We start from the raw sequence: 23,257 nt of genomic DNA, 5'->3' as shown, positions 1-23,257 counted from the left end.
CACCTTACACCATTGTATTGCCACCACAGGGATGAGGGATGGCTTAGTAGGAATGAGTCCAATAAAAGTTTTTTAGGGTTTTTATCTGAATTTCCTCGGTGTAGAATGGCGCGCGATTAACGTTTCATGAAGGAAATGTGACAGGATGAATAAAGCGTCAAACTCTCTGAAAGTGCTAGGATAAGCATTTTGCGATGAATGATGAGCCATAAGTTTGTCAAGTGAGCCGCAGTTTGGCATAGATAAATCTTTAAAGAAGAGCCTCTATGGATCTTACAAGCAAATTGAAAAACGAAAAGACCCAGTTGGGTGGCAGTGAACTGATACGTGTGCTGATTGCGCTTGGATTTGTATTGCTGGCAGGCTTTTACGCCGTGAGTCAAGGTGCCGCTGTTTCTAATGTTTCTATTTTAGCGATTGCGGCCAGTATCGGTGCTTATATGGCGTTGAACATAGGGGCAAATGACGTCGCGAATAACGTTGGGCCTGCCGTTGGCTCGAAAGCGCTTTCCATGACGGGCGCCATTCTGATTGCCGCAATCTTTGAAGCTTCAGGGTCTCTGATTGCCGGTGGGACGGTTGTTGGAACGATTCAAAAAGGCATTATTAACCCCAGTTCTATTGCAGACTCTGCAACCTTTATCTGGATTATGATGGCCGCTCTATTAGCGGGCGCTATTTGGCTAAACCTAGCAACGTATCTTGGTGCACCCGTTTCTACCACGCACTCTATTGTTGGTGGAGTGCTCGGTTCGGGTATTGCCGCTGGCGGTTGGGGAATTGCAAATTGGAACCAGCTTGGGGCTATTGTGGCGAGCTGGGTAATCTCTCCGGTAATGGGGGGGCTTATTGCGGCGGCCTTTTTGATGTTTATTAAGCGCACGGTTACCTATCGTAGTGACATGATTCTCGCTGCGCGAAAAGTCGTCCCTCTGCTGGTGGCGATTATGGTTTGGGCGTTTTCAACTTATTTGATTCTCAAAGGCTTTAAGCACCTTTTAAAACTGGACGTGACAACCGCACTGTTAATTGGCTTTGCGGTCGCTATGACCGGGTACTTTTTAGTTCGCCCTATGGTTGATAGAGCGGCAATGAAGTTGAAAAACGATAAAGATGCTGTCAATAGTTTGTTCACCATCCCACTGATTGCCTCTGCTGCGTTATTAAGTTTTGCCCATGGGGCAAACGATGTTGCCAATGCAATTGGGCCATTAGCGGCTATCAATGATGCATTAATGACGGGGGCGGTGGCCAACTCTGCACCGATTCCAATTTGGGTGATGGCGATTGGCGGTTTTGGTATTTCGGTTGGTTTAGCTTTGTATGGACCAAAATTGATAAAAACCGTTGGTTCTGAAATTACTGAGTTGGATAAAACGCGTGCCTTTTGTGTGGCGATGGCAGCAGCCATTACGGTGATTATTGCTTCTCAATTTGGTCTTCCTGTTAGTTCTACTCATATTGCTGTTGGTGGTATTTTTGGTGTGGGTTTCTTACGGGAGTACCTAAAACAGTCTTATGAGAAGAAAATCGCCTCGATTATTAAGCATTCTCAAAGAGCGGGTCATGATGTTGAAGAGACACAGGCTTTTGTGAAACGCTTTACTCAGGCGGATGTGGATGAAAAACGCCAAATTCTAAAAGATTTAAAAAATGCCAGTTATATTTCGCCTATTTCTAAAGGCGAACGTAAAGGGTTGAAGAAAGCGACGAAAAAAGAACTGGTAAAACGTTCCGCTATTCTTCGTATTGCAGCCGCTTGGGTGATTACCGTACCCGTATCAGCGTTGATTTCTGCAATGATTTTTTATATGTTGGTAGGCTTCTCTGTAATGCATTAATATGTTGGTAGGCTTCTCTGTAATGCATTAATATGTTGGTAGGCTTCTCTGTAATGCATTAAGTTAATTACTGCCATTAATGAAGCTTCTACTGATTGCTTTAGTTGAAGAAGAGTGTTTTAGTCAAAAAGGTCAGTTTTGCTGGCCTTTTTGTATTTATACCTTCCCTGGTAAGACAGCGTCGTTGTTTTAAATAGGTCCCATTTTACTGTTCACTGGATTTGGTAATAAGGTCATGATGAATAATATCGCACTCATTGTCGTTATTTGTCTGTGTGTTTCTTTTGCTATTTTAACCATTTTTGGTGTATTGAAATGGTATGAAAAACAACGCGAATTAAAAAAGAAAGTAACTGAGCAGTTGGTGAATCGCTGTTATCGCATATTATCGATTTTGGATATAGTGATGGATCGCTATATGCCTCACCAGACAAAGGTGCTATTGGTTGACTATCTTTTGGCGACCGTTCCTAACCTGGTCTCCCATGACCGATATGGTCAGGAGCTAGCCGATAAGTTACCAGAGTTATTTAAAATACGTGATGAATTAAAGTCGAGCACCAAGTTAGCCGATAATGGTAGAGTGACGCAATCTGATCAATTGTCTAAGGTTCAAGCATCGCTTTCTAGTTTGCCAGCGTTGATCAAAGGTTTTGCATTAAATGGCATTGTGGATAAGCACACAGCGAAACAACAAGTGGAGTTGATTCGTTACGGGAATAGTCTTGCCTACCATGATTTGTTGGTTTATCAGGCAGATAATGATGTAGATATGGATAAAAGGGCAAGAGCATTGGAAAAGTATCGGACTGCCTTGGTTGAAATGGAAAAAGTCGCGGCTATAGGTGAGGCTCAAAGGGACATTGATCGTTTAAAGCGGATAATAGAGTCGGTTGAGCAGGCATTATTTACGAACCGGTCAACAGGAGTGTAGTTTGGGCTTGGTTTGTAATGTGTTTCGGCAATATAATGTAAAGAATGTATGAGCGTGTTTTCTTAACCTAGACAACATATTCACATCTTTCTTTCCTTTTAAATAGTGGTTTTTGTACCATTGAAGGCATTTTTTTAACATGACGGCAGTGACAGTTACGGTTTTATTGCTTGTGATAGGCGGGTTTATAGGGGTTGCAATTGTTTTGCAGCTCAAAGAACAGGCTCGCATTGAAAGGCTTCGTAAAATCGCCAGCATCAATAACCAGATTCGTCAGGTGCGTCGTTATCTTGATGATTTACCTCCTCAATATCAACCTAAAGATATGAGGCTTTGGTTGTTTTCTCGAATGATTACTCTCTATGATGAACTTATCCAATTTGAGTCCAATTCTGCACTTCAGCGGCGAAAAAGCCATTTAGAACAAGAAATGGCAGAGTTTCAGTCGAGTAAACAAAAGCGTCGAGCAAAACCCATTAATGATGAGTTATTAATCATTGAATTGAAGCGGCTATTGGAATCGTTCCACTTTTTTATCAAACAAAGTGTGAAAGATAAAACGCTAAATTCTGATACGGCGGCTCGTTACGAGGGGTTACTTTTATTTTATAAGTACAAACTCAATGCTGATTTTCATGCCTATCTAGGTCGACAAGCCTTTTTGACAGGTAAAATGGATGTCGCCTTGTCGTCATATAAAGAAGCCTTATCGCAATTATCCCCAGTAAAAGAGAAGCCTGAAACCTTGTCATCTATTAAGCAATTAGAAGGGATTATTGATGAAATAGAAAAAGAACTTGAGGCGAAGCGAGAAGCAGAAGACGTCACAGTTGAAGATGAGGAGAGCAGCATCAATGATGAATGGGATAAATTCATGGACGACGCCACGTTTAAAGAAAAGAAGCATTTCTAATCCAATTCACAGCTTGTGCTATCCAAAGTTCTTTCCTTCAGGTTATAGTCTGTTTTTTTGATATTCAAATGGTGACGTGGTGAATCTGGCTCTTTTAAGTGCGTTTATACCCACTTTTTTCTTTGTATCTATCACCCCTGGTATGTGTATGACCCTCGCAATGACATTGGGTATGACCATCGGTGTAAAGCGGGCGTTATGGATGATGCTCGGTGAACTGGCAGGGGTAGCGATGGTTGCTGTTTTATCTTCCATTGGTGTTGCTGCTCTATTACTGAATTACCCAACGGCGTTTACCGCATTAAAATTGCTTGGAGGGTTGTACCTTGCTTACATCGGTATTCAAATGTGGCTGTCGAAAGGAAAAATGGCCATAAAAATGGAGGCGTCGGATCGAGTCGCTTCCGTGTTTGAATTGCTGTCTCAAGGTTTTGTAACGGCCATTGCTAATCCCAAAGGGTGGGCGTTCTTCATAGCGCTGTTGCCGCCTTTTTTAAATCCCAATCAATCCTTGGCAAGTCAGCTGTTGATCCTCATCGCTATTATTCTTTGTCTCGAGTTTACTTGCTTATTAATCTATGCCACAGGTGGTCGCACTCTAAAATCCGTTTTGATGAAAAGTGGCAATGTGCGGATTATGAATCGTATCGCAGGGACGTTGATGATTGGTGTCGGAGGCTGGTTGGCGATAGGCTAACTTGCCACTCTACTGATTTAAGACGACGCTTTCGAGCGTCGTCTTGCGTTTGACGTCGCGGTTCTGCCCCCCGAGCTTTTATTTGTTGTGGCGGTTTTTCGGGTGCCTGTCGATTTTCTGTTGGTTGTGCCTTTTCGTTTGGTAAAAGGTTTTTTACTTGGGGCAGGAAGATTTTGTAGCGCAGAGGTCGGCATGTCTCGTGAGGCACTAAGTAGTTGGTTTAGATTTGTTTCTAAATTTTCCATAAAGGATTGATAGCTGGTTTCACCTAGGCTGATGTTATTGAGGGCGGACTCCCATTTTGCCGTCATATCTGGAGTGACCAATTGCTTCGGTAGGCAATTGATAAAGGCGCGGCCCGTTTGACTGGCGTGGATTTGTTTCCCCTGTCTGGTTAAAAAGCCTCGTTTAAAAAGCAATTCGATGATACTGGCTCGTGTTGCTTCGGTGCCTAGCCCATCCGTTTCTTTTAAGATGGCGCGAATGTCTTTATCGGTGACAAATCGGTTGATACCTGTCATGGCGGCGAGTAAGGTGGCGTCGGTGAAGGCCGCGGGGGGCGTGGTCACTTTTTCTTGCACTTGTCCCTGTGTACACCATAAGGCTTCCCCTTTGGACAATTTTGGCAGCTCGTGCTGGTTTTCGTCTTCAGGGTCTTTTGCTTTGCTTTTGGCCGGTAAAAGGCTTTTCCAACCCAGCGAAATGGGAGTGTTGCCTTTGGCTTCAAAAAGTCCGCCTTCTATTTCTAGCTTGATGTAAGAGGACAGATAATCATACTCAGGATAAAACTGCATAAGATATTGACGAGCGATTAAATTAAAAACCAAGGCTTCTGTTTTTGATAGTGAAGTAGCTTTGTGAGCTTGGGTCGTTGGGATGATCGCATGGTGGGCGGTGATTTGCTTATCATTCCAAGCTTTACTTTTAAGGGAGGTGTTTGCGTTTTCGGCTGCTGTCTGCCTGTCTCCACCAGAGCGCGCCAGTGCATTAATAATAGCGGGAGCGTCTTTGTGTTGTTGGACGGGTAAATAACGGCAATCGGAACGTGGATAAGTGATTATCTGATGGCGTTCATACAGTGCTTGGCAGGTGTCTAGTACTTGCTGGGCTGATAACGAAAAGGCCTTTGCTGCATCGATTTGCAATGCCGACAAGTTATATGGCAATGGTGCACTTTGTTTCTTTTGCTTGTATTGTGCATCGATGACTCTAGCTGGCTTGTTGGTGATTCTGCTGGCGACATTTTGGGCCAGTGGCAAACTCAGAACGCGGTTTTCGTCATCCATATAGGGTTGGCAGGCCTCACTAGGCAGCCATTTTGCTTGGAACAGGGCGCCTTGCGGTGTTTGAATGGTTGCCCAGACTTGATAAAAATCCTTGGGTACAAACGCTTCTCGTTCTTTATCTCTGGCGACCACTAAACCAAGCACAGGGGTCTGCACTCGGCCAATCGATAATACCCCTTGGTAGCCAGCCTGACGGCCTCTAATCGTATAAGCGCGTGTTAGGTTAAGGCCTAATAGCCAATCGGCGCGCGCACGACCTAATGCAGAACGTGATAAAGCGGCGAACTCACTATTTGATCGCAAATTATTTAGGGCTTTTTTAACCGCTGCAGGGGTTAAATCGCTAACGAGTAAACGCTGTGTGCTTTTCAGCTTTTGGGCAGGGACGTTAGTGTAGTGCAGTACTTCATCAACCAGTAACTGCCCTTCTCGGTCTGGATCGCCAGCGTGGACTAACAGACTGGCCTTCTTGATAAGTCTTTTCAGGATACTGAGTTGCTTTTTAGTACCGGGTTTTTCTTGCCATTGCCAATCGGAGGGGATAATGGGTAAGTGATCTAGACTCCATGATTTATAAGCTGGGTTATATTGATGAGGTTCTGCTTGCTCTAATAAGTGGCCGATACACCAGCTAATGCAATCGCCATTGGGTAACCAAATACAGCCTTCTTCTTTTTTTTGCGGGGAAGGGAGTGCAGCGGCGATAGCGCGGGCGAGACTGGGTTTTTCGGCAATATATAGAATCATAGATACACTTACTGTTTATATATACAGTAAGTGTATCTAAGATGGGGCATTCTGGCTAGTGTGTCTGTTTATTTATGTGCTTTGATAGGTACAACCAGTACCGGGATATTGCTGTGGTGAATCACTTTGTTCGCAGTAGAACCGATGATCATTTGGCCAAAACGGCTATGAGTACGGCTGTTCATGACAATAATATCGGCTTCCACTTTTTCAGCAACATGAATAATGGCTTCATAGGGAACGCCTTGCGCAATTTTGGTTTCAGGTGGGTGGGCTAAAGCAGATAGCGCTTCTTTGTTGTCGTTAATGTAGTCGCTGAGCAATTCTCTCATTTTTTCATTGATATTTTTGACGGCCTCATCGCGCATGGCTTTTGTGGTTTCTTCAGGCAGGTAGTTGGTAATCATATTAGTTGCTTGAGCGCCAAGTGGCTCAAGTACATGCATAACCACAACTTTGGCCTGATGGGCAAGGGCAAGGTTCATGACGTGCCCCAACGCGGATTGAGTTTGGCCTTCTAAGTCGCAGGCGTAAAGGATAGTGTTGACTTCAGGTAACATGGAGACTCTCCTTGGCATGTTGTTGATCTTCTATAAGAAGAGTTTATTCCTTTCACACTTTTATATGATGATCTAGATCATGTTTTGCCTGCGTGGTTTGTATAATGTTGGTACTGGCTTGAGTCTGTATATTTTCCTGGTATGTGTCGAACAGGAAGCAACTAAATGAGGCAATCAAGATGATACCAACGAAGAGTAGCCCCCAGTAATCAATGGGCTTTTTATCATGCTTTTTATGGCTGACTTGCGATACAAAAACCTTAGCTTTCATGGTGAAGTGCCCTAGTTCGTTGATAATGATAAATTGTAATTGATAATCAATATCATTTGCAAATACTATTTTTGTCGCAACGATAAAAAATAAGTGGATAGGTTTTTGGGGTGCCTGAAAGTCGGCTCTTTCCTGAGCTTATGGCTATGTTATGATAGCGCCTCAAATTTTTTACAAATAAAGAGAGTATTTCTATGTCAGAACTGTCGTTCGACTCTAACCAATCTAAAATCGCTTATGGCATCGGTCGTCAAATTGGTGATCAACTTCGTGGTAGTGATCTTGGTGAACTATCCTTACCCCATTTGTTCGCTGCCATTGAAGATGCCCTAAGTGGTGCTGAAATGCGTGTTCCAGGTGCGGAACTTGAAGCCGCTTTTGCTGAGCTTCAACAAAAAATGGAAGAGAAGAGTCGTGAGGCATCTCAAGCCAACATTCAGGCAGGTGCTGCTTTCCTAGAAGAGAACAAAGCAAAACCAGGTGTGACAGTGACAGAAAGTGGTCTTCAATACGAAGTAACACAAGAAGGAACTGGTGCAACCCCAGAACGCAGTTCTACGGTACGTGTTCACTATGAAGGTCGTTTGATCGATGGACAGGTTTTTGATAGCTCTATCGCTCGTGGCGAGCCAATTGAATTTCCTCTAACAGGTGTTATTGCCGGTTGGACAGAAGCATTACAGTTGATGAAAGAAGGCGCGAAATACCGTCTTACTATTCCTGCTGAGCTGGCGTATGGTGCTCAAGGCGCTGGTGCTATGATCCAGCCTCATTCTGTACTTCAGTTTGATGTTGAGCTAATTGCAGTTGTTTAATTAATCGTTTTTTAAAATTAAAAACGCACAATATAAAAAGCGAGCTTATCCAAAATGGAAGGCTCGCTTTTTTTGTTTAAGCTAGATATCCATAAGAAGACTAAATCTCACGTTCCATACGGATATGCATTTTCCCTGCTTCTAGAAAAATTTTGCCGTCGGTTTTAAAGCGCTGTTTTTCATAAAAGGTCTGTACGTCTACTTGGGCATGTAAAAAGACATGTCGAATGCCCATTTCTCTGGCAACTTTGATCGCTCGGTTGACTAACATTTCGCCATAGCCCTGATGACGATAAGCAGGCAAAACGGCCAGTCGGCTAATTTGACCATTTTCCGTTAAGCGGCAGGTGCCCGTCGGCACGGCGGTTGTGCCAAATGAGACAAAGTGAACGGCGTCTTCATCTTGATCATCCCATTCATCTTCTGGGGCAATGCCTTGTTCTATAATAAAGACTTGTTTACGCACAAATGTGAGTTGGTCTTTGCTACTGTTCCAATCGGATGTGAGTACCTTCAAGTAGGGTTCCTCTAGTCTTCTTCGTTAGCAACCAGTTCGATCACCCCTTGTTGACGAAGTAAAAAACGTAACAAGGGTTCTAGGTCTGGGTCTTGTGTTAAATCGAGTCCTGAAAAATCAAATTCGGTTTGGTCACAAATCGCTTGTATAAAAATTGCTAGGTCAGCATTCACCACCGAGCTTTCACCATTGCAAAAGATTTGTACGCTATTGTTTGATTCTAGATCTTCTAGTAAATAGTAGCAGATTCGAGCATCGCCAGGGCGAATAAAGGTTTTTCCTTGAAGAGCGTGCTCAAATGCGGTGTCTAACTCCTGTTGGTTAAACGGCACTAAATATTCAGGGTATTTACTTTCGCTCATGGTTTCGCCAAGCCACTGAGCAAGCATGTCTGGTTGATTGATCAAACGGGCGAGTTGGCTTTGTAAGTTGGCGATATCGTCTTTGCTAATATGAGCACTATGTTGTCGAGCCGCTGTTTCGGGTGGAGCAAAGCGGTCTTTTGGGTTGTCGACTTCGCATAGTTTGTCACGAACCCCCGTCAACGCCTCTTGTATGCTGGGGGCGCGAAAGCCGATGGAGTAAGTCATGCATTCACTGTCAAGAGCTCGGCCATTGTGAGCAAAGTTAGGGGGCAAATACAGGATGTCACCGGCTTCAAGTTCCCAATCCATATTTGGATCCACAGGGAAGTTGTCTAAAATATGCAGTTGAATATTAGGGATGGCGGAGTCTTGATATTGATCCGGGGATAAGACTTGCCAACGGCGTTTTCCAGCCACTTGAACCAAAAAGACGTCGTATTGATCATAATGAGGGCCAACACTACCGCCTTCGGTGGCGTAGCTGATCATTACGTCATCTAATCGCCAACTTGGCAAAAATTGAAATTGCTCTTTCAGCGACTGAACCTCAGGTACCCAGTGGTCGACTGCTTGAACCAGTAGTGTCCACTCTTTTTCGGGCAATGTCGCAAAGGTATCCTCGGTAAACGGACCTTGGCGCATTTCCCAAGGTGTGAGGCCATTTTCAATCACAATGCGTGATTCAACTTCTTCTTCCATTGCCATGCCCGCCAACTCGTCGGCGTCGAGTGGTACGGTAAAATCAACAAGACCTGCGCGAATGAGAAGGGGCTTTTTCTGCCAGTATTCCTCGAGAAAGGTTTGTGCTGTTATGCCGCCAAGAATGCTTAATGGAGTGTTTAAGTCGCTCATTATTTGCTCATTACAATAAAGAAAGTTGGATCACTAAAAGGCAAAAAGAGCCGTTTTAACGACTCTTTTTAATTGGCTTACTCTTATTAATTAGAGCGGGCCTTAGTTGCGAATGGCTTTTGCTTGTGCAACGGCGTTACCAATATAGGTCGCAGGGGTAAGCTCTTTAAGCTCGTTCTTCGCTTTTTCAGGCAATTCCAGGGTATCAACAAAGGCTTCGATGGTTGCTTGGTCGATAGTACGGCCACGAGTCAGTTCTTTTAATTTCTCGTAAGGGGATTCAATACCATAGCGACGCATGACGGTTTGAATGGGTTCAGCCAAGACTTCCCAAGCGGCATTCAGGTCTGCTTCAAGACGAGGGGCGTTGATTTCCAACTTGCTGATGCCTTTAAGAGTTGCTTGGTAGGCAATCAAACTGTGTGCCAAACCAACCCCTAGATTACGCAGCACAGTTGAGTCTGTGAGGTCGCGTTGCCAGCGAGAGATCGGCAGTTTCGCGCTAAGGTGACCCATGATCGCATTGGCAATACCTAAGTTACCTTCGGAATTTTCGAAGTCGATTGGGTTGACTTTATGGGGCATGGTGGAAGAGCCAATTTCGCCAGCAATGGTTTTTTGCTTGAAGAAGCCCATGGAAATGTAGCCCCATACATCACGGTCAAAATCGATCAATATGGTGTTGAAACGGCAGATCGCATCATACAATTCTGCGATGTAATCGTGTGGTTCGATTTGTGTGGTGTAAGGATTCCAAGTCAAACCTAGAGAAGTCACGAAGGTTTCCGCGTGAGCCTGCCAATCAACATCTGGGTACGCTGAAAGGTGGGCGTTGTAGTTACCCACCGCACCGTTGATTTTGCCTAAAAATTCAACGTTTTCGATTTGCTTAAGTTGACGCTTCAAGCGAGCCGCCACGTTGGCCATTTCTTTACCAACGGTTGAGGGGGAGGCGGTTTGACCGTGAGTACGAGACAACATAGATTGTTCTGCATGCTCAAGCGCTAGATCTTCAATTGCTGTGATTACCTTATTCAGCTCTGGGGTAATGCCTTCTTCCAGTGCTTCACGGAGCATCAGCGCGTGGGATAGGTTATTAATATCCTCAGAGGTACAAGCGAAGTGAACAAACTCAGAAATCGCCGCGAGTTCAGCATTGTCAGCCATTTTATTCTTGATAAAGTACTCAACCGCTTTGACATCGTGGTTCGTGGTTTTCTCAATGTCTTTAATCGCTTGGGCATCGGCTTCGCTAAAGTTCTCAGCGAGCTGATCTAGCAAAGCGCTTGCATCGCTGCTAAGTGCAGGTACTTCGGTGATTTGTGGGTGTTTGGCAAGAGCCTGTAGCCAGCGCACTTCCACTATAACACGCATACGTAGCAACCCGTATTCGCTTACTGAGCGACGCAATACGTTGGTTTTCGATCCGTAACGACCGTCTATGGGGGAAATCGCATTTAAGCTAGTTAATTCCATTGAGATAACGCCTCGAACATGGTTTTCAGGGAGCCGCTATTATAGGCAAAAGGGGGGCGTACTTCTATGGTAAGGGAGAATCTTTATAGGCAGTTACCCTATGAGGAGCCTATAAGATGTGGGCCATCTAAATCGGTCTGATAGAGCATCATGCTGTTTTTATAAAGCGTTTAATTAAGAAGTCTGTCGTGTTCGAGTGCTGTATGAGGACATGGATGCATCACAAAAATGTTTGGAATGATAGCCGTACAACTAGTTGTTTTATGAAGGTTATTTTATATTCAGGCTTTAGTACACCTCTAGAACTCACAAAAAATACTAGAGGTGCTGGATCACATGGTTATTCGTCAGCTGTTTTTGGTATTGCTATTCTTTTGTACAGTACAAAGCTTTTGTACTTAGCTATCATCAAGCGCTGTAGAACAAGAAAAAAAGTTAACTGAGTTAATATTTATCAGGAAGTATGGAAACCACCTATCGGTGAAGAAACTTTAAAGCGAGCAAGGGAGTTAGATAAAGAAAATCTAACATCTGGTGATAAGTAAACTCAAAACAAATCGCTGTGGGAGCCAATTCGAGCAAGTTGTAATTGGTTGTCAAAAACGCGGTAAATGAGTACTAGATCTGGTTTTATATGGCAATCTCTAAAACCAGCCCAATTGCCAGTCAGTGCATGATCAACATTTTTAGGGGCAAGAGCTTCGCCTCTCTGTAGCTGCGAAATAATATTGCCTATCTCAATAATGTCTGGGATGGGCATTTTAGTCATTTTCTTAAAGTCTTTTTTAAACTGAGTTGAATACTCAAGGCTATACATTGTTAACTTTGCCTTCGGTCAGCTCGTTCAGCATATCTTTAACTGAGTCTGCTTTATGGCCTTTGCCTTCGATTAACTCCTTCATGGCAGCAGCGGTGATTTCATTTGGGTGTGCAACACGAAGCTCAAAGGGAATGCCACCGTAGTTGATGACGGCTTTGGCGAATAGCTTTATCGCCTGTGAGGTGCTTAATCCCATTTCATCGCAAATGCTGGTAAAAGCCGCTTTGGTGTCATGGTCTATGCGAGTGCTCAACATTTCAGTTCTCATATTTATGCCCTTTTGCTATACATTGTTAAACATAGTAATACAAAATTATAGTTTTATATGACAATTGCTTCAAGTCAGCGATCGGTAATAGAGCTTTGTGGCACTCGAAAAACACCTCGATCCGTGGCCTTTAAAACAAAAAATCCCCAAGTCATTGTTGACTTGGGGATTTTTATAGCTAGCTTGTTATCTCTAACAACCTGTATGTATAAGCGAGTATTAAAGTGTTGCTAATGCATCGTTGAAGGTGGTGCTAGGACGCATGATCTTAGCCACTTCTTTAAGATCCATGTGGTAGTAGCCAGATAGACCAGAAGGTTTGCCTTGTACTGCGGCAAGTTCAGCAACGATTTTGTCTTCGTTGTCAGCAAGTTGCTTAGCAAGTGGCGCGAATTTCGCCGCAAGGCCTGCATCTTCTGTTTGCGCTGCCAATTCTTGAGACCAGTACAGTGCAAGGTAGAAGTGGCTACCACGGTTGTCGATTTCACCCGCTTTACGTGAAGGTGACTTGTTGTTGTCTAGCAATTTACCTGTTGCTGTATCTAGGCATTTCGCAAGAATTTTTGCTTTCGCATTGTTGTGCTTGATGCCAAGTTCTTCGAAAGACACTGCCACAGCTAGGAATTCACCTAGAGAGTCCCAACGAAGGTGGTTTTCGTTAACAAGCTGCTGAACGTGTTTAGGAGCAGAACCACCTGCACCCGTTTCGTACATGCCACCGCCGTTCAACATAGGAACAATGGACAGCATTTTCGCAGACGTACCAAGCTCCATGATTGGGAACAAGTCGGTTAGGTAATCACGTAGCACGTTACCTGTTACAGAGATGGTGTCTTTACCACGAATGATGCGTTCCATAGAGAAACGGATTGCTTCGTTGTAAGGCATAATGCGAATGTCTAGACCTTCTAGATCGTGATCTTTTAGGTAAAGTTCCACTTTTTTGCGTAGTTGAATATCGTGAGCACGATCTTCTTCTAACCAGAATACAGCGGGTGTGTTAGATTGACGAGCGCGAGTAACACCGAGTTTCACCCAGTCACGGATTGGCGCATCTTTGGTTTGACAAGCACGCCAGATATCACCTTTTTCAACGTTGTGTTGCATCAGAACGTTGCCATTGGCATCGACAACACGCATCACGCCGTCATCTGTCATTTCGAACGTTTTGTCGTGAGAACCGTATTCTTCTGCTTTCTGCGCCATTAATCCAACGTTCGGCACGGTGCCCATAGTCACAGGATCAAACGCACCGTTTGTTTTACAGAAGTTGATGGTTTCTTGGTAGATGCGGGCGTAAGTGCTCTCTGGCATAACGGCTTTTGCGTCATGTGCTTTGCCATCGCGGCCCCACATTTTACCTGAGTTACGAATCATCGCAGGCATAGAAGCGTCAACGATGACGTCGCTTGGTACGTGTAGGTTAGTGATGCCTTTATCAGAATCTACCATGGCAAGCTCAGGACGAGTGTTATAAACGTCTTGAATAGCTTGTTTGATTTCTTCTTGTTTGGCTTCAGGCAATGTTTGAATTTTGTCGTATACGCTGCCAAGACCGTTTTTAGGGTTAACACCGATTTCTTTGAAGAGTTCAGCGTACTTTTCAAAGACGTCTTTATAGAAAACCGTTACCGCGTGACCGAAAACGATTGGGTGCGACACTTTCATCATGGTTGCTTTAACGTGTAAAGACCACATGATGTTGTTTTCTTTGGCATCTTGAAGGGTTTCTTCAAAGAAAGCACGAAGTTTCTTGCAGCTCATGTTCATGCCGTCTAGCACTTCACCAGCCAGGAGCGGAAGAGACTTTTTCACTTCAACGGAACCGTCTTGACCGACGAATTCCAAACGAACAGTTTGATCCACATCTGTAGTGATGGATTGCTCAGAAGAGAAGAAATCACCGTCACGCATGTAGTCAGCATGGGAAGTTGATGCTTTGCTCCATTTGCCCATTGAGTGAGGGTGTTTGCGAGCATAGTTCTTAACGGCTGCTGGTGCGCGACGGTCTGAGTTACCTTGACGCAAAACAGGGTTAACCGCACTACCTAGTACTTTCGCGTAACGAGCTTGAACTTCTTTCTCTTCGTCTGTTTGTGGGTTTTCTGGGTATTCAGGAAGGCCGTAACCTTCGGCATTCAATTCTTTAATGGTGGCGTAAAGCTGTGGCAACGAGGCACTGATGTTAGGCAGCTTTACAATATTTGCTTCAGGATCCGCCGTTAGGTCGCCAAGGAATTTTAGACCATCTTCTGCTTGTTTATCCGCTGGAAGACGATCAGCAAACGCGGAAATAACGCGGCTTGCTAAAGAAATGTCAGTGAGTTTTAGCTCGATGTCCGCTTCTTTCGCGAAAGCGCCAAAAATAGGCAGTAGAGAAGCTGTCGCCAATGCTGGAGCTTCGTCCGTGAATGTGTAGTAGATGGTTTGTTTCGTTGACATGTAATTCCCCTAACGTTTTAGGCTGCTAATGAGCCAATAAAATAGAAGATGACGTAGGCCGTCATGGTAAATGTGTGTGAGGCAGTGCTTTACCAGATTAAGCAAAATACACTCTGATACTTTTGCACGACTACTGCGCTTGCCAATACTTTGTTAAAAACAGACTCAAAATGCTCATTTATAGCGATAAACTGCGCTTTCTCGTCTGTTTTTGCCGTGTCTTAGCGTCGCTCATGACATCGTGCAAAGGTCTCACTCTATATATTATTTTGCCCAACATACTACCTAAAAAAAAATGCCAGAGATATCGGATAAAAATATACTCATAATTGATGTGAGTTATTCTCATATCGCTAGGCAGGTGTTAGGCATGAATTTCTATCGCATCACTGTCCTGTTTATGTCACTGGCAACACACTATATGGCACTGTCTTTTTTGGCTAACGGGCGTCTAAGGCGTTTAGCAAAGCTTTTCGCTTGAAGATTAAATGCCAACGTTTGCCACCTAATTGGCGCCATAACATTGCGGCTCGAATGCCCGTTAGTAACGTGGCACGAACCTGATTAGAGATAGCCGATTGCTGAAGCAGACGGCTATCACCTTGCACCTGAATACGAAAAGCCATCGTGCTCAAGGTGTCCTGATAGATCCCAGAGATCGCAGCCATCATATTCTCGTGTAACACATCGTCGTAATGGGTTTTTTGGCGGTCCAATTGTTGAATGCCTTTACCCAGCCCAGAGAGAATAGCATCCTCTTTGGCCAGTTTGCTTTCTAAATGAATCAGGCTTAGAGCATAACGAAGCGTATCTGGATTAACACTGGCGCGTTCCTTACCCAGTGCTTGACGAGCAACACGTCGGCCTAATGCAAGGTTGCTTTTGCAATCCCACTGGCCACCGTAGATGTCTTCTGTCGAGTCTGGGTTGACCACTAAAATACTCTCAATCAGTGGTTTTAAATAATCTTTATCAAGTGTGCCCGTTTTAGCCAAGGTGGCGACGAGTTCCGCCGCTTGAAAAATAGCGGATAGGGCAATGGTTTGCTTTTTTTCTTGTTGGCTCAAAATACACCGTCTCTTAAAAATGCGTCTCTAAAAAATGAATACATACCCATGGCTGTTAGCCTGTGTTGCTGTTTGTTATTGCTTATTAAACGCGACATTGATAATGCCACCCCCTAAGCAAAGATCGTCAATATAGAACACGACGGATTGGCCGGGTGTAATGGCGCGCTGTGGTTCTTTAAATGAAACTTCCACTCGACCATCCGCCAATTCATGAATGGTGCAGTCTTGATCTGGCTGACGATAACGACATTTTGCCTTGCAAGTCAGCGGAAAGTTTGGCTTCTCACGAGCTACCCAGTCAAAGTTGTCAGCAATCAGGTGAGTTTTAAATAGGGACTCATGCTGACCGCCTTGGGTAACAATCAAAACATTACGCTTTAAATCCTTTTCGACCACATACCAAGGTTCATCTGGGTAATTAGATAAACCGCCAATACCTAAGCCTTGGCGCTGACCAATAGTGTGGTACATTAAGCCAAAGTGCTTACCGATTTTATCGCCTTCAAGGGTTTCTATATCGCCCGGTTGGGCAGGTAAGTATTGCTCAAGAAAATCTTTAAAGCGTCGTTCACCAATAAAACAGATCCCCGTGCTGTCCTTTTTATTATGCGTCACCAGACCAAATTCTTCTGCTAAACGTCGAACTTCCGGTTTTTCAAGCTCGCCAACAGGAAAGAGAGATTTACCGATTTCCTCTTTTCCGACCGCGTATAAAAAGTAGCTCTGATCTTTGTTGTTATCCAACCCTTTTAAGAGAACGGGAGCGCCCTCTTTTTCGCCACGGCGAACGTAATGGCCTGTGGCGATGTAATCGGCACCCAGCTCTAGGGCATATTCCAAGAAAGCTTTAAATTTGATTTCTTTATTGCATAGAATATCTGGGTTGGGGGTACGTCCGGCTTTGTATTCCGCTAAAAAATGCTCGAACACATTGTCCCAGTATTCCGCCGCAAAGTTAGCCGTATGCAGTTTGATGCCGAGTTTGTCACAAACGGCTTGGGCGTCGGCCAGATCTTCCTTAGCGGTGCAATATTCTGTGCCATCGTCTTCGTCCCAGTTTTTCATAAACAGGCCTTCAACCTGATAACCCTGCTGCATCAGAATCAGTGCTGATACGGAGGAGTCGACACCACCAGACATCCCGACGATGACTTTTTTGTCGTGGTTGGCTGGTTGATCTGTTAGGTAGTGGCTTTCTTTCATGACCGGTTTTTTTCTCATCGAACGAAGAGGCGTCGCCTCAGTGAATAGGATGGCATATTGTACTTCATTTTTGCGAGGTCGGCACAGGCGATAAGTGCTGATCAGACAAGAATGATAAGGAAATAATAGGGTTGTTTATGGAATCTTCAATGCATGTCTTAATTAATGGACTACGGTGGGGGAGCGCCATGATTTCCTCATAGGTGAGCCAATGGCTTGAATCAATATCCGCATCGAGGGGGTCGTTGGTTTCGTTTACCGGTTCACAGACAAAACAAAGACGATGGTAGGTGTCAGCCCCTTCGTATGGTGTAAAAGCATACAAGCCTAGTAAGCCGATTGGTTTAACGATCCAACCAGACTCCTCTTTTGTTTCACGAATGACCGCCTCGGTGACGCTTTCATTATTTTCGGCGTGTCCGGCGGGCTGATTGATGACCAGTTGTCCGTCCTGCCACTCTTTTACCATGAGGTACTGGTTGACTTCGAGGTGTGGGTGGCGTCTTGTTACTAGGGCGGCGACGGTTAGGTGTGGCAGTCTTCCTCTTTCTTCGTTTTTCAAAGTACTCTACCTCTTGGATAAGTTCACTGGTGGGGTCTGCAAATCGCCAAGCACCTGAATTGAGCCCCTCTAAGGTGTAGGGACCTATGGCATAGCGAATTAAGCGTAGCGTAGGAAAGCCGACTGCAGCGGTCATACGGCGTACCTGACGATTTTTTCCTTCACGGATTTGTAGTGCTATCCAGCTCGTCGGAATGGCTTCTCGATAACGAACTGGAGGGGTTCTTGGCCAAAGGTCTGGTGCGGCTAAACGCGAGGCCTGGGCGGGCTTGGTTAAGCCGTCTTTTAGTTCGACGCCTTGGCGAAGTTGTTCGAGTGCATGGTCTGTTATCTCGCCTTCTACCTGAACCCAATAGGTTTTTGGCCATTTAAAATCAGGGGAAGCGACAATGTGTTGGATGGCTCCCTGATTGGTTAACAGCATTAATCCCTCTGAGTCATAATCCAGACGACCTGCGGCATAAAAATCAGGCACATTGATAAACTCTGCTAATGTGGTTTTACCATCGTCAGTGGAGAATTGGCTGAGTACTCGAAAGGGCTTGTTAAAGGCAATAAGGGAGGAGCTCATGGGGTGATTGCAATCTTCAGATGAATGATTCAAGTAAAAAGAACGGGTAGGATGGACAATAAAAAGCCTACCTGCGTATATTTCCTATAACAGGTAAGATAGCAAAAAAAGCGCACGATGGCGACGTAATACGTCGCCTTGGCTTAAAGGTGTGACGTTAGGCGGTTTGTTTTTGCTGAGTAACCTCTCCTTTCTCTTCTTGTTGGGGAGCATCCGATTGGCTGGTCGTTACTGGGGTGATATCAATGGCATGAAGGCCACGCTTACCAGGTTCAACCTGAAAGGTCACCGCCTGTCCAGCTTTTAACGTTTTATAGCCTTCTACCTTGATGGCAGAATAGTGAATAAATAAATCTTCGTTAAATTCTTCACAAACGATAAAACCATAGCCTTTGGCATTGTTGAACCACTTAACGGATCCACTGTGCATGAGTCACTCCTTATTTACTCTAGTTACCATAGAGGGCTAATAATCCGCAGCGCTTTGAATTATCACGTAAAGTGTTCATTAAAAGCCTGCGTAACGTATTTAAAGCATGTAATGACTTACTTAATAGGTTCAAAATGTTAAGTTGTATTCGTGCTATGATTTTAATCATAAACATTGGTTGCACATTTTAACCTTTTCATAATTGAGGATAGAAGCCCTTTTGGGATTTGTAAAATCCAAGTGGTAATGTGTATACGTATAAGCTTGTAATGCACCTTTTTATGGTGAATTATGTGAAAAATTGTAGCCTCAGAGGCATGGGATGATTGCAAATCAACAAATTAGACTAATATCAGAAGATGAGGATCAGTTTGGGCATACTAATATTGCCCTTGCGCCAGACGAAACAGAGTTGAAACCGCCATCCATGTACCAAGTGGTGTTGTTCAATGATGATTTCACACCAATGGATTTTGTGGTATTTGTTCTTCAGCGCTTTTTTTCAATGGATGGGGAAAAAGCCAATCGGGTGATGTTGGAGGTTCACCAAAAAGGGAAAGGGGTTTGCGGTATTTATCCATTTGATATTGCAGAAACCAAAGTGGCAATGGTACAACAGTTTGTAGAGCAAAATGAGCACCCCTTAATGTGTGACTTAGAAAAAGTCGACTGACTCAGAGTGAGGGAATAGCAATGTTAGATAAAGAGCTAGAACAGACCCTAAATAATGCCTTCAAAGCGGCGCGTGACAAGCGCCATGAATTCATGACGGTAGAACATTTGTTGCTGGCATTGATCAGTAACGGTGCGGCATCTACTGTCCTAACTGCCTGTGGCGTTGGCTTAGAAACGCTCAGTAAGGAGCTTGAGGAGTTTGTCGATAGTACTACACCGCTGATTCCTGATGATGACACAGAACGCGAAGTTCAACCTACGTTAGGCTTCCAACGAGTGCTGCAGCGCGCGGTTTTCCATGTACAGTCTTCTGGTAAACGTGAAGTTACGGGTGCCAATGTGTTGGTCGCTATTTTTAGTGAGCAAGAAAGCCAAGCTGTTTATTTACTAAAACGACATGGTGTGGCCCGCATTGATGTGGTCAATTACGTGGCGCACGGCATCTCGAAATTAGGCAATGCCTCCTCTCAAGGGATGGAACAAGAAGAGGAAGAAGGCGAAGAAGGGGCAACAGCACCGTTGCAAAAATTCGCTACCAACCTGAACGAAGAAGCCAAAGCCGGTAAAATCGATAAATTGATTGGTCGTGAATACGAAGTTGAGCGGGTGATTCAAACCTTGTCTCGTCGTCGTAAAAACAACCCATTACTCGTCGGTGAATCGGGTGTGGGGAAAACCGCCATTGCCGAGGGGTTAGCTAAGCGTATTGTCGACGGTCAAGTGCCAGATGTGATTGCCGATGGCGTGGTTTACTCTTTAGATCTTGGGGCTTTGCTTGCTGGTACGAAATACCGTGGTGATTTCGAAAAACGTCTTAAACATCTTTTGGGCGAGTTGAAAAAACAGCCCAATGCGATTTTATTTATTGATGAAATTCATACCATAATTGGCGCGGGTGCCGCTTCTGGTGGTGTGATGGACGCTTCAAACTTGTTGAAACCTGTATTGAGTTCGGGCGGATTGCGTTGTATCGGATCTACCACGTTCCAAGAGTTCCGTGGTGTGTTTGAAAAAGATCACGCTTTGGCCCGTCGGTTCCAAAAAATTGATGTGAATGAACCTAGTGTCGATGATACTTATCAAATTCTCAAAGGCATCATCGGAGCGTTTGAAGAGCATCATAAAATCAAATATGAAGAGCCAGCGTTATTGGCGGCCGCGGAATTGGCTCAGCGCTATGTGACCGATCGTCATATGCCAGACAAAGCGATTGACGTGGTGGATGAAGCCGGTGCCTATCAACGTTTGCAACCGGAAGATAAGCGTAAGGAGATCATTACCGTATCTGATATTGAAGACATCGTGTCTAAGATTGCTCGTGTCCCTGTTAGAGCGGTTAACTCCGATGATCGTCAGGTCTTGTCTAACTTAGAGCGCAATCTGAAAATGGTGGTGTTTGGGCAAGATGATGCAATTGACTCACTGTCTTCTGCGATTAAATTGTCTCGCGCTGGTTTGAAGGCAGAGCAAAAACCAATAGGTTCTTTCCTAATGGCAGGGCCAACGGGTGTGGGTAAAACAGAAGTCACCAAACAGCTTGCTAAGCAATTGGGGCTTGAGTTGATCCGCTTTGATATGTCTGAGTACATGGAACGTCATGCGGTGTCTCGTTTGATTGGTGCGCCACCAGGTTATGTTGGTTTTGACCAAGGCGGGCTGCTGACAGAAGCGGTTACCAAGAATCCACACAGTGTGGTGTTGCTGGATGAAATTGAAAAAGCCCATCCTGAAGTCTTTAATCTGCTATTGCAGGTAATGGATCACGGTACGCTGACGGATAACAATGGCCGCAAAGCCGATTTCCGGAACGTGATTCTGGTGATGACCTCAAATGCGGGGGCGGAAGAGTTAGCGAAACGCTCAATTGGTTTCTCTAGTCAAGATAACTCAACCGATGGCTTAGAGATTATCAACCGTACCTTTACACCAGAGTTCAGAAACCGTTTGGATGCGGTTATTCAGTTCAAACAACTGGATGAGCGTATTATCTTTAGCGTTGTAGATAAATTTTTGGTGGAATTGCAGGCTCAATTGGATCCTAAGGGCGTATTACTGGAAGTTTCCGATACCGCCCGTGGCTGGTTGGCGAGCAAAGGTTATGACCGTCAGATGGGCGCGCGTCCAATGGCTCGCGTCATTCAAGAGCACCTAAAGAAACCGCTGGCCGATCACATTCTATTTGGTGATTTGCATGAAGGGGGGAATGTGAAGGTGACATTGGATGAAAAACGTGATGAGCTTAAATTTGATGTTGTCAAAGAGGCTGTTGTTCATTAACGTGGCCTGATCTAATGTATTTTTCTATTCCATAGCGAATAGCAATAGATACAGAACAGAATAGAGAGGTAAGCCATAAAAAAACCGGACTCTGTCCGGTTTTTTTATGTTTCTATTGCTGTGCACCAAGGTTTGAAATCAAACGTTTTGGTGAGCAATGAATTAACGAGAACGGTAAACGATACGGCCTTTGGAAAGGTCGTAAGGGGTTAGTTCTACTTTCACTTTATCGCCAGTTAAAATACGGATGTAGTTTTTGCGCATTTTTCCAGAGATATGAGCAATTACAACGTGTCCATTTTCTAGTTCGACACGGAACATGGTATTAGGCAACGTATCAATGATCGTGCCCTCCATTTCTAAGCCTTCTTCTTTTGCCACAATATGTGTCCTATGGTATTAACTAAATTTATTAGTAGACGCGAACCAAACCGATGGGTGAATTCGCAGACGGCAAGGAGAGTCGAGTCTCTTCTTCGACCGATTTATCGCTAAACGACTAAAACCGGACCTTTATTAAAAGTCTCTTTACTAAGTTTAACGATGTCTGAAATTTGATCGAGGCATATTTTGCCTAAAAAGTCGGCGTAAGGCAAACTTAGATGCTGTTTAAGCGATGGTTATTTTTAGAAATTGGGCGTTTTGATGCCAAAAATGGCCTGATTATTCAATAAATCGTTTTTTTCTGGAGACGGGATCAGTGCTTCGAGAGCATGAACAAAATTTGTCCTCGCCATGAGCTTGGCTCCAAGAGTCAACAAATGATCGGATTCGACCTGACAATCAATTAGTTCAATATGATACTCTTCAGAACGGCGGCAAAACTCTCGGAGCGCGAGTTTTGATGCATTGGGGTAGAGTGAAAACATGGACTCGCCAAAAAACATTTTGCCCATCGCGACGCCATAAAATCCGCCAACCAGTTTGCCATTAATACGAGACTCGAAAGAATGGGCAAAGCCTAGCTTGTGTAAATTCTTATAAGCGTTTTTAATGTCGTCAGAAATCCAAGTGCCTTCTTGTTGGGCGCGCAATTCTGCACAGTGGTGGATGACACTATCAAAGTCTTGATTCAGGCTAAATGACCAGTTGTCTCTGTTGGCCGCTTTTCTTAAGGATCTTGATTCGTGAAAATCTCGGGGAGCCAGTGTGCAGCGCTCTTTTGGATGCCACCATAAAATCGGGTCTGGATCACTGTACCAAGGAAAAAAACCTTTGCTGTATAAATGGATTAGGCGCTCTGAGGAGAGATCACCGCCGACGGCGGAAAGCCCCTCAGGATCGTCTAGTGCTTTATGAGGGTTAGGAGTATCAAGTGCATCGTCACTTAGCAGTACTAATTCCTGTTGAATGGTTTCATTGGGATCATTTGGGTTTTGATCGGTTTGATAGTGCTGAGGCATACGGTTTGCGCCCTTAATGTGTATTTGGAAGTGTTGATTCAAGGCGGTCAATTGATTTAGTTGTGTGTTACTCAAAGGCCCTTATAAAACAATCTATTATAGAGTCATAGTGTTTTAAAGTAATAGTTAGTCTGTAGTGTTTCTACGACAAGCAAGAAGTTTGTAAAAGTAAATGGTCGATTCTTTGGCGACGCGTTTTTATGTTAAGCTTGGCGTACTTATTGCTCCGCTCTGGAGCCTGTATTTTACCTGATTTATTTTT

General features: G+C 44.4%; 22 protein-coding genes and 1 pseudogene. 7 read left to right on the top strand and 16 right to left on the bottom strand.

Annotation, left to right across the window (positions count from 1 at the left end):
• The first annotated feature begins 266 nt into the window (after window positions 1-266).
• From AC0VYG_RS17320 to AC0VYG_RS17305, 4 genes are all read left to right on the top strand, one after another.
• Entirely contained in the window at window positions 267-1,841 is a 1,575-nt protein-coding gene (locus AC0VYG_RS17320; protein WP_475429166.1) for an inorganic phosphate transporter, read from the top strand.
• Between the two features lie 235 nt (window positions 1,842-2,076).
• Window positions 2,077-2,775: a hypothetical protein gene (locus AC0VYG_RS17315; RefSeq protein ID WP_475429165.1), complete on the top strand. Its 699-nt coding sequence runs from the start codon at window positions 2,077-2,079 to the stop codon at window positions 2,773-2,775.
• Window positions 2,776-2,914: 139 nt separating this feature from the next.
• Window positions 2,915-3,688 carry a hypothetical protein gene (locus AC0VYG_RS17310; protein WP_475429164.1) on the top strand — a complete coding sequence of 258 codons (774 nt, stop codon included), beginning with the start codon at window positions 2,915-2,917 and terminating at the stop codon, window positions 3,686-3,688.
• A gap of 79 nt (window positions 3,689-3,767) precedes the next feature.
• Window positions 3,768-4,385, top strand: a complete 618-nt coding sequence (locus AC0VYG_RS17305) for a LysE family translocator (protein WP_475429163.1) — start codon at window positions 3,768-3,770, stop codon at window positions 4,383-4,385.
• Window positions 4,386-4,402: 17 nt separating this feature from the next.
• On the opposite strand, the gene AC0VYG_RS17300 is transcribed toward AC0VYG_RS17305, so the two are convergent.
• The 3 genes from AC0VYG_RS17300 to AC0VYG_RS17290 all read right to left on the bottom strand — a co-directional run bounded on the left by AC0VYG_RS17300 (window position 4,403) and on the right by AC0VYG_RS17290 (window position 7,249).
• Window positions 4,403-6,418, bottom strand: a complete 2,016-nt coding sequence (locus tag AC0VYG_RS17300) for a DNA topoisomerase III (RefSeq protein ID WP_475429162.1) — start codon at window positions 6,416-6,418, stop codon at window positions 4,403-4,405.
• 68 nt (window positions 6,419-6,486) lie between these two features.
• Window positions 6,487-6,978 (bottom strand): universal stress protein, encoded by a 492-nt coding sequence (locus AC0VYG_RS17295; protein WP_199474435.1) that lies wholly within the window; start codon window positions 6,976-6,978, stop codon window positions 6,487-6,489.
• Between the two features lie 52 nt (window positions 6,979-7,030).
• Window positions 7,031-7,249 (bottom strand): hypothetical protein, encoded by a 219-nt coding sequence (locus tag AC0VYG_RS17290; protein WP_475429161.1) that lies wholly within the window; start codon window positions 7,247-7,249, stop codon window positions 7,031-7,033.
• A gap of 194 nt (window positions 7,250-7,443) precedes the next feature.
• Here AC0VYG_RS17290 and AC0VYG_RS17285 point away from each other — a divergent pair, with 194 nt between their 5' ends.
• Window positions 7,444-8,064: an FKBP-type peptidyl-prolyl cis-trans isomerase gene (locus AC0VYG_RS17285; RefSeq protein ID WP_475429160.1), complete on the top strand. Its 621-nt coding sequence runs from the start codon at window positions 7,444-7,446 to the stop codon at window positions 8,062-8,064.
• 100 nt (window positions 8,065-8,164) lie between these two features.
• Here the strand turns inward: AC0VYG_RS17285 and AC0VYG_RS17280 are convergent, their stop codons facing one another.
• From AC0VYG_RS17280 to AC0VYG_RS17230, 11 genes and pseudogenes are all read right to left on the bottom strand, one after another.
• Window positions 8,165-8,581: a GNAT family N-acetyltransferase gene (locus AC0VYG_RS17280; RefSeq protein ID WP_475429159.1), complete on the bottom strand. Its 417-nt coding sequence runs from the start codon at window positions 8,579-8,581 to the stop codon at window positions 8,165-8,167.
• 11 nt (window positions 8,582-8,592) lie between these two features.
• A complete protein-coding gene (locus AC0VYG_RS17275; RefSeq protein ID WP_475429158.1) occupies window positions 8,593-9,798 on the bottom strand; it encodes a JmjC domain-containing protein in 1,206 nt (401 codons plus the stop codon).
• A 102-nt stretch (window positions 9,799-9,900) separates the two neighbouring features.
• Window positions 9,901-11,274 carry an adenylosuccinate lyase gene (gene purB, locus AC0VYG_RS17270; RefSeq protein WP_475429157.1) on the bottom strand — a complete coding sequence of 458 codons (1,374 nt, stop codon included), beginning with the start codon at window positions 11,272-11,274 and terminating at the stop codon, window positions 9,901-9,903.
• A gap of 547 nt (window positions 11,275-11,821) precedes the next feature.
• Complete coding sequence (locus AC0VYG_RS17265; protein ID WP_475429156.1) at window positions 11,822-12,091, bottom strand: type II toxin-antitoxin system YafQ family toxin; 270 nt, start codon at window positions 12,089-12,091, stop codon at window positions 11,822-11,824.
• Window positions 12,084-12,350, bottom strand: coding sequence for a type II toxin-antitoxin system RelB/DinJ family antitoxin (locus AC0VYG_RS17260; RefSeq protein WP_475429155.1), 267 nt, complete (start codon window positions 12,348-12,350; stop codon window positions 12,084-12,086). The genes AC0VYG_RS17265 and AC0VYG_RS17260 overlap by 8 nt, the downstream gene beginning before the upstream one ends.
• A 231-nt stretch (window positions 12,351-12,581) precedes the next feature.
• Window positions 12,582-14,804, bottom strand: a complete 2,223-nt coding sequence (locus tag AC0VYG_RS17255; RefSeq protein ID WP_475429154.1) for an NADP-dependent isocitrate dehydrogenase — start codon at window positions 14,802-14,804, stop codon at window positions 12,582-12,584.
• Between the two features lie 440 nt (window positions 14,805-15,244).
• Window positions 15,245-15,871, bottom strand: a complete 627-nt coding sequence (hflD, locus tag AC0VYG_RS17250; protein WP_475429153.1) for a high frequency lysogenization protein HflD — start codon at window positions 15,869-15,871, stop codon at window positions 15,245-15,247.
• A 75-nt stretch (window positions 15,872-15,946) separates the two neighbouring features.
• On the bottom strand, window positions 15,947-17,077 hold the full coding sequence (gene mnmA / locus AC0VYG_RS17245; protein ID WP_475429152.1) for a tRNA 2-thiouridine(34) synthase MnmA: 1,131 nt from the start codon (window positions 17,075-17,077) through the stop codon (window positions 15,947-15,949).
• A gap of 64 nt (window positions 17,078-17,141) precedes the next feature.
• Window positions 17,142-17,549, bottom strand: a pseudogene (locus tag AC0VYG_RS17240) (NUDIX domain-containing protein); the annotation flags it as partial.
• Window positions 17,482-18,210 (bottom strand): pseudouridine synthase, encoded by a 729-nt coding sequence (locus AC0VYG_RS17235; RefSeq protein ID WP_475429151.1) that lies wholly within the window; start codon window positions 18,208-18,210, stop codon window positions 17,482-17,484. The gene AC0VYG_RS17235 and the pseudogene AC0VYG_RS17240, both read right to left, overlap by 68 nt.
• A 157-nt stretch (window positions 18,211-18,367) precedes the next feature.
• The gene (locus AC0VYG_RS17230; RefSeq protein WP_475429150.1) at window positions 18,368-18,640 is read right to left on the bottom strand and encodes a cold shock domain-containing protein; all 273 of its coding nucleotides are present in this window, start codon (window positions 18,638-18,640) and stop codon (window positions 18,368-18,370) included.
• Between the two features lie 322 nt (window positions 18,641-18,962).
• Between AC0VYG_RS17230 and clpS the strand changes: the two genes are divergently transcribed.
• Window positions 18,963-19,313: an ATP-dependent Clp protease adapter ClpS gene (clpS, locus tag AC0VYG_RS17225; RefSeq protein WP_475429149.1), complete on the top strand. Its 351-nt coding sequence runs from the start codon at window positions 18,963-18,965 to the stop codon at window positions 19,311-19,313.
• Between the two features lie 20 nt (window positions 19,314-19,333).
• Window positions 19,334-21,592 carry an ATP-dependent Clp protease ATP-binding subunit ClpA gene (gene clpA, locus AC0VYG_RS17220; RefSeq protein WP_475429148.1) on the top strand — a complete coding sequence of 753 codons (2,259 nt, stop codon included), beginning with the start codon at window positions 19,334-19,336 and terminating at the stop codon, window positions 21,590-21,592.
• Window positions 21,593-21,754: 162 nt separating this feature from the next.
• On the opposite strand, the gene infA is transcribed toward clpA, so the two are convergent.
• Together infA and aat are read right to left on the bottom strand one after the other, a co-directional pair.
• Entirely contained in the window at window positions 21,755-21,973 is a 219-nt protein-coding gene (gene infA, locus AC0VYG_RS17215; protein ID WP_067013924.1) for a translation initiation factor IF-1, read from the bottom strand.
• A 245-nt stretch (window positions 21,974-22,218) separates the two neighbouring features.
• Window positions 22,219-22,995 (bottom strand): leucyl/phenylalanyl-tRNA--protein transferase, encoded by a 777-nt coding sequence (aat, locus tag AC0VYG_RS17210; protein WP_475449869.1) that lies wholly within the window; start codon window positions 22,993-22,995, stop codon window positions 22,219-22,221.
• Window positions 22,996-23,257: the final 262 nt, after the last annotated feature.

It is taken from the genome of Marinomonas sp. 63XJN7_7_ISO-PGPR-S23-202 (genome assembly GCF_056173505.1).
The sequence above is the reverse complement of the archived record's forward strand: the minus strand, read 5'-3'. Positions and strand labels throughout refer to the sequence as shown.

Bases quoted from the DNA above. Each gene is read 5' to 3' on its own strand.
- AC0VYG_RS17310 (WP_475429164.1), top strand. From the start codon at position 2,915: ATGACGGCAGTGACAGTTACGGTTTTATTGCTTGTGATAGGCGGGTTT.
- AC0VYG_RS17260 (WP_475429155.1), bottom strand. From the start codon at position 12,350: ATGTTGAGCACTCGCATAGACCATGACACCAAAGCGGCTTTTACCAGC.
- aat (WP_475449869.1), bottom strand. From the start codon at position 22,995: ATGCCTCAGCACTATCAAACCGATCAAAACCCAAATGATCCCAATGAA.
- AC0VYG_RS17290 (WP_475429161.1), bottom strand. From the start codon at position 7,249: ATGAAAGCTAAGGTTTTTGTATCGCAAGTCAGCCATAAAAAGCATGAT.
- mnmA (WP_475429152.1), bottom strand. From the start codon at position 17,077: ATGAAAGAAAGCCACTACCTAACAGATCAACCAGCCAACCACGACAAA.
- AC0VYG_RS17285 (WP_475429160.1), top strand. From the start codon at position 7,444: ATGTCAGAACTGTCGTTCGACTCTAACCAATCTAAAATCGCTTATGGC.
- AC0VYG_RS17320 (WP_475429166.1), top strand. From the start codon at position 267: ATGGATCTTACAAGCAAATTGAAAAACGAAAAGACCCAGTTGGGTGGC.
- AC0VYG_RS17300 (WP_475429162.1), bottom strand. From the start codon at position 6,418: ATGATTCTATATATTGCCGAAAAACCCAGTCTCGCCCGCGCTATCGCC.
- AC0VYG_RS17295 (WP_199474435.1), bottom strand. From the start codon at position 6,978: ATGTTACCTGAAGTCAACACTATCCTTTACGCCTGCGACTTAGAAGGC.
- AC0VYG_RS17235 (WP_475429151.1), bottom strand. From the start codon at position 18,210: ATGAGCTCCTCCCTTATTGCCTTTAACAAGCCCTTTCGAGTACTCAGC.
- AC0VYG_RS17315 (WP_475429165.1), top strand. From the start codon at position 2,077: ATGATGAATAATATCGCACTCATTGTCGTTATTTGTCTGTGTGTTTCT.
- purB (WP_475429157.1), bottom strand. From the start codon at position 11,274: ATGGAATTAACTAGCTTAAATGCGATTTCCCCCATAGACGGTCGTTAC.
- AC0VYG_RS17275 (WP_475429158.1), bottom strand. From the start codon at position 9,798: ATGAGCGACTTAAACACTCCATTAAGCATTCTTGGCGGCATAACAGCA.
- AC0VYG_RS17230 (WP_475429150.1), bottom strand. From the start codon at position 18,640: ATGCACAGTGGATCCGTTAAGTGGTTCAACAATGCCAAAGGCTATGGT.
- AC0VYG_RS17265 (WP_475429156.1), bottom strand. From the start codon at position 12,091: ATGTATAGCCTTGAGTATTCAACTCAGTTTAAAAAAGACTTTAAGAAA.
- clpA (WP_475429148.1), top strand. From the start codon at position 19,334: ATGTTAGATAAAGAGCTAGAACAGACCCTAAATAATGCCTTCAAAGCG.
- AC0VYG_RS17255 (WP_475429154.1), bottom strand. From the start codon at position 14,804: ATGTCAACGAAACAAACCATCTACTACACATTCACGGACGAAGCTCCA.
- clpS (WP_475429149.1), top strand. From the start codon at position 18,963: ATGATTGCAAATCAACAAATTAGACTAATATCAGAAGATGAGGATCAG.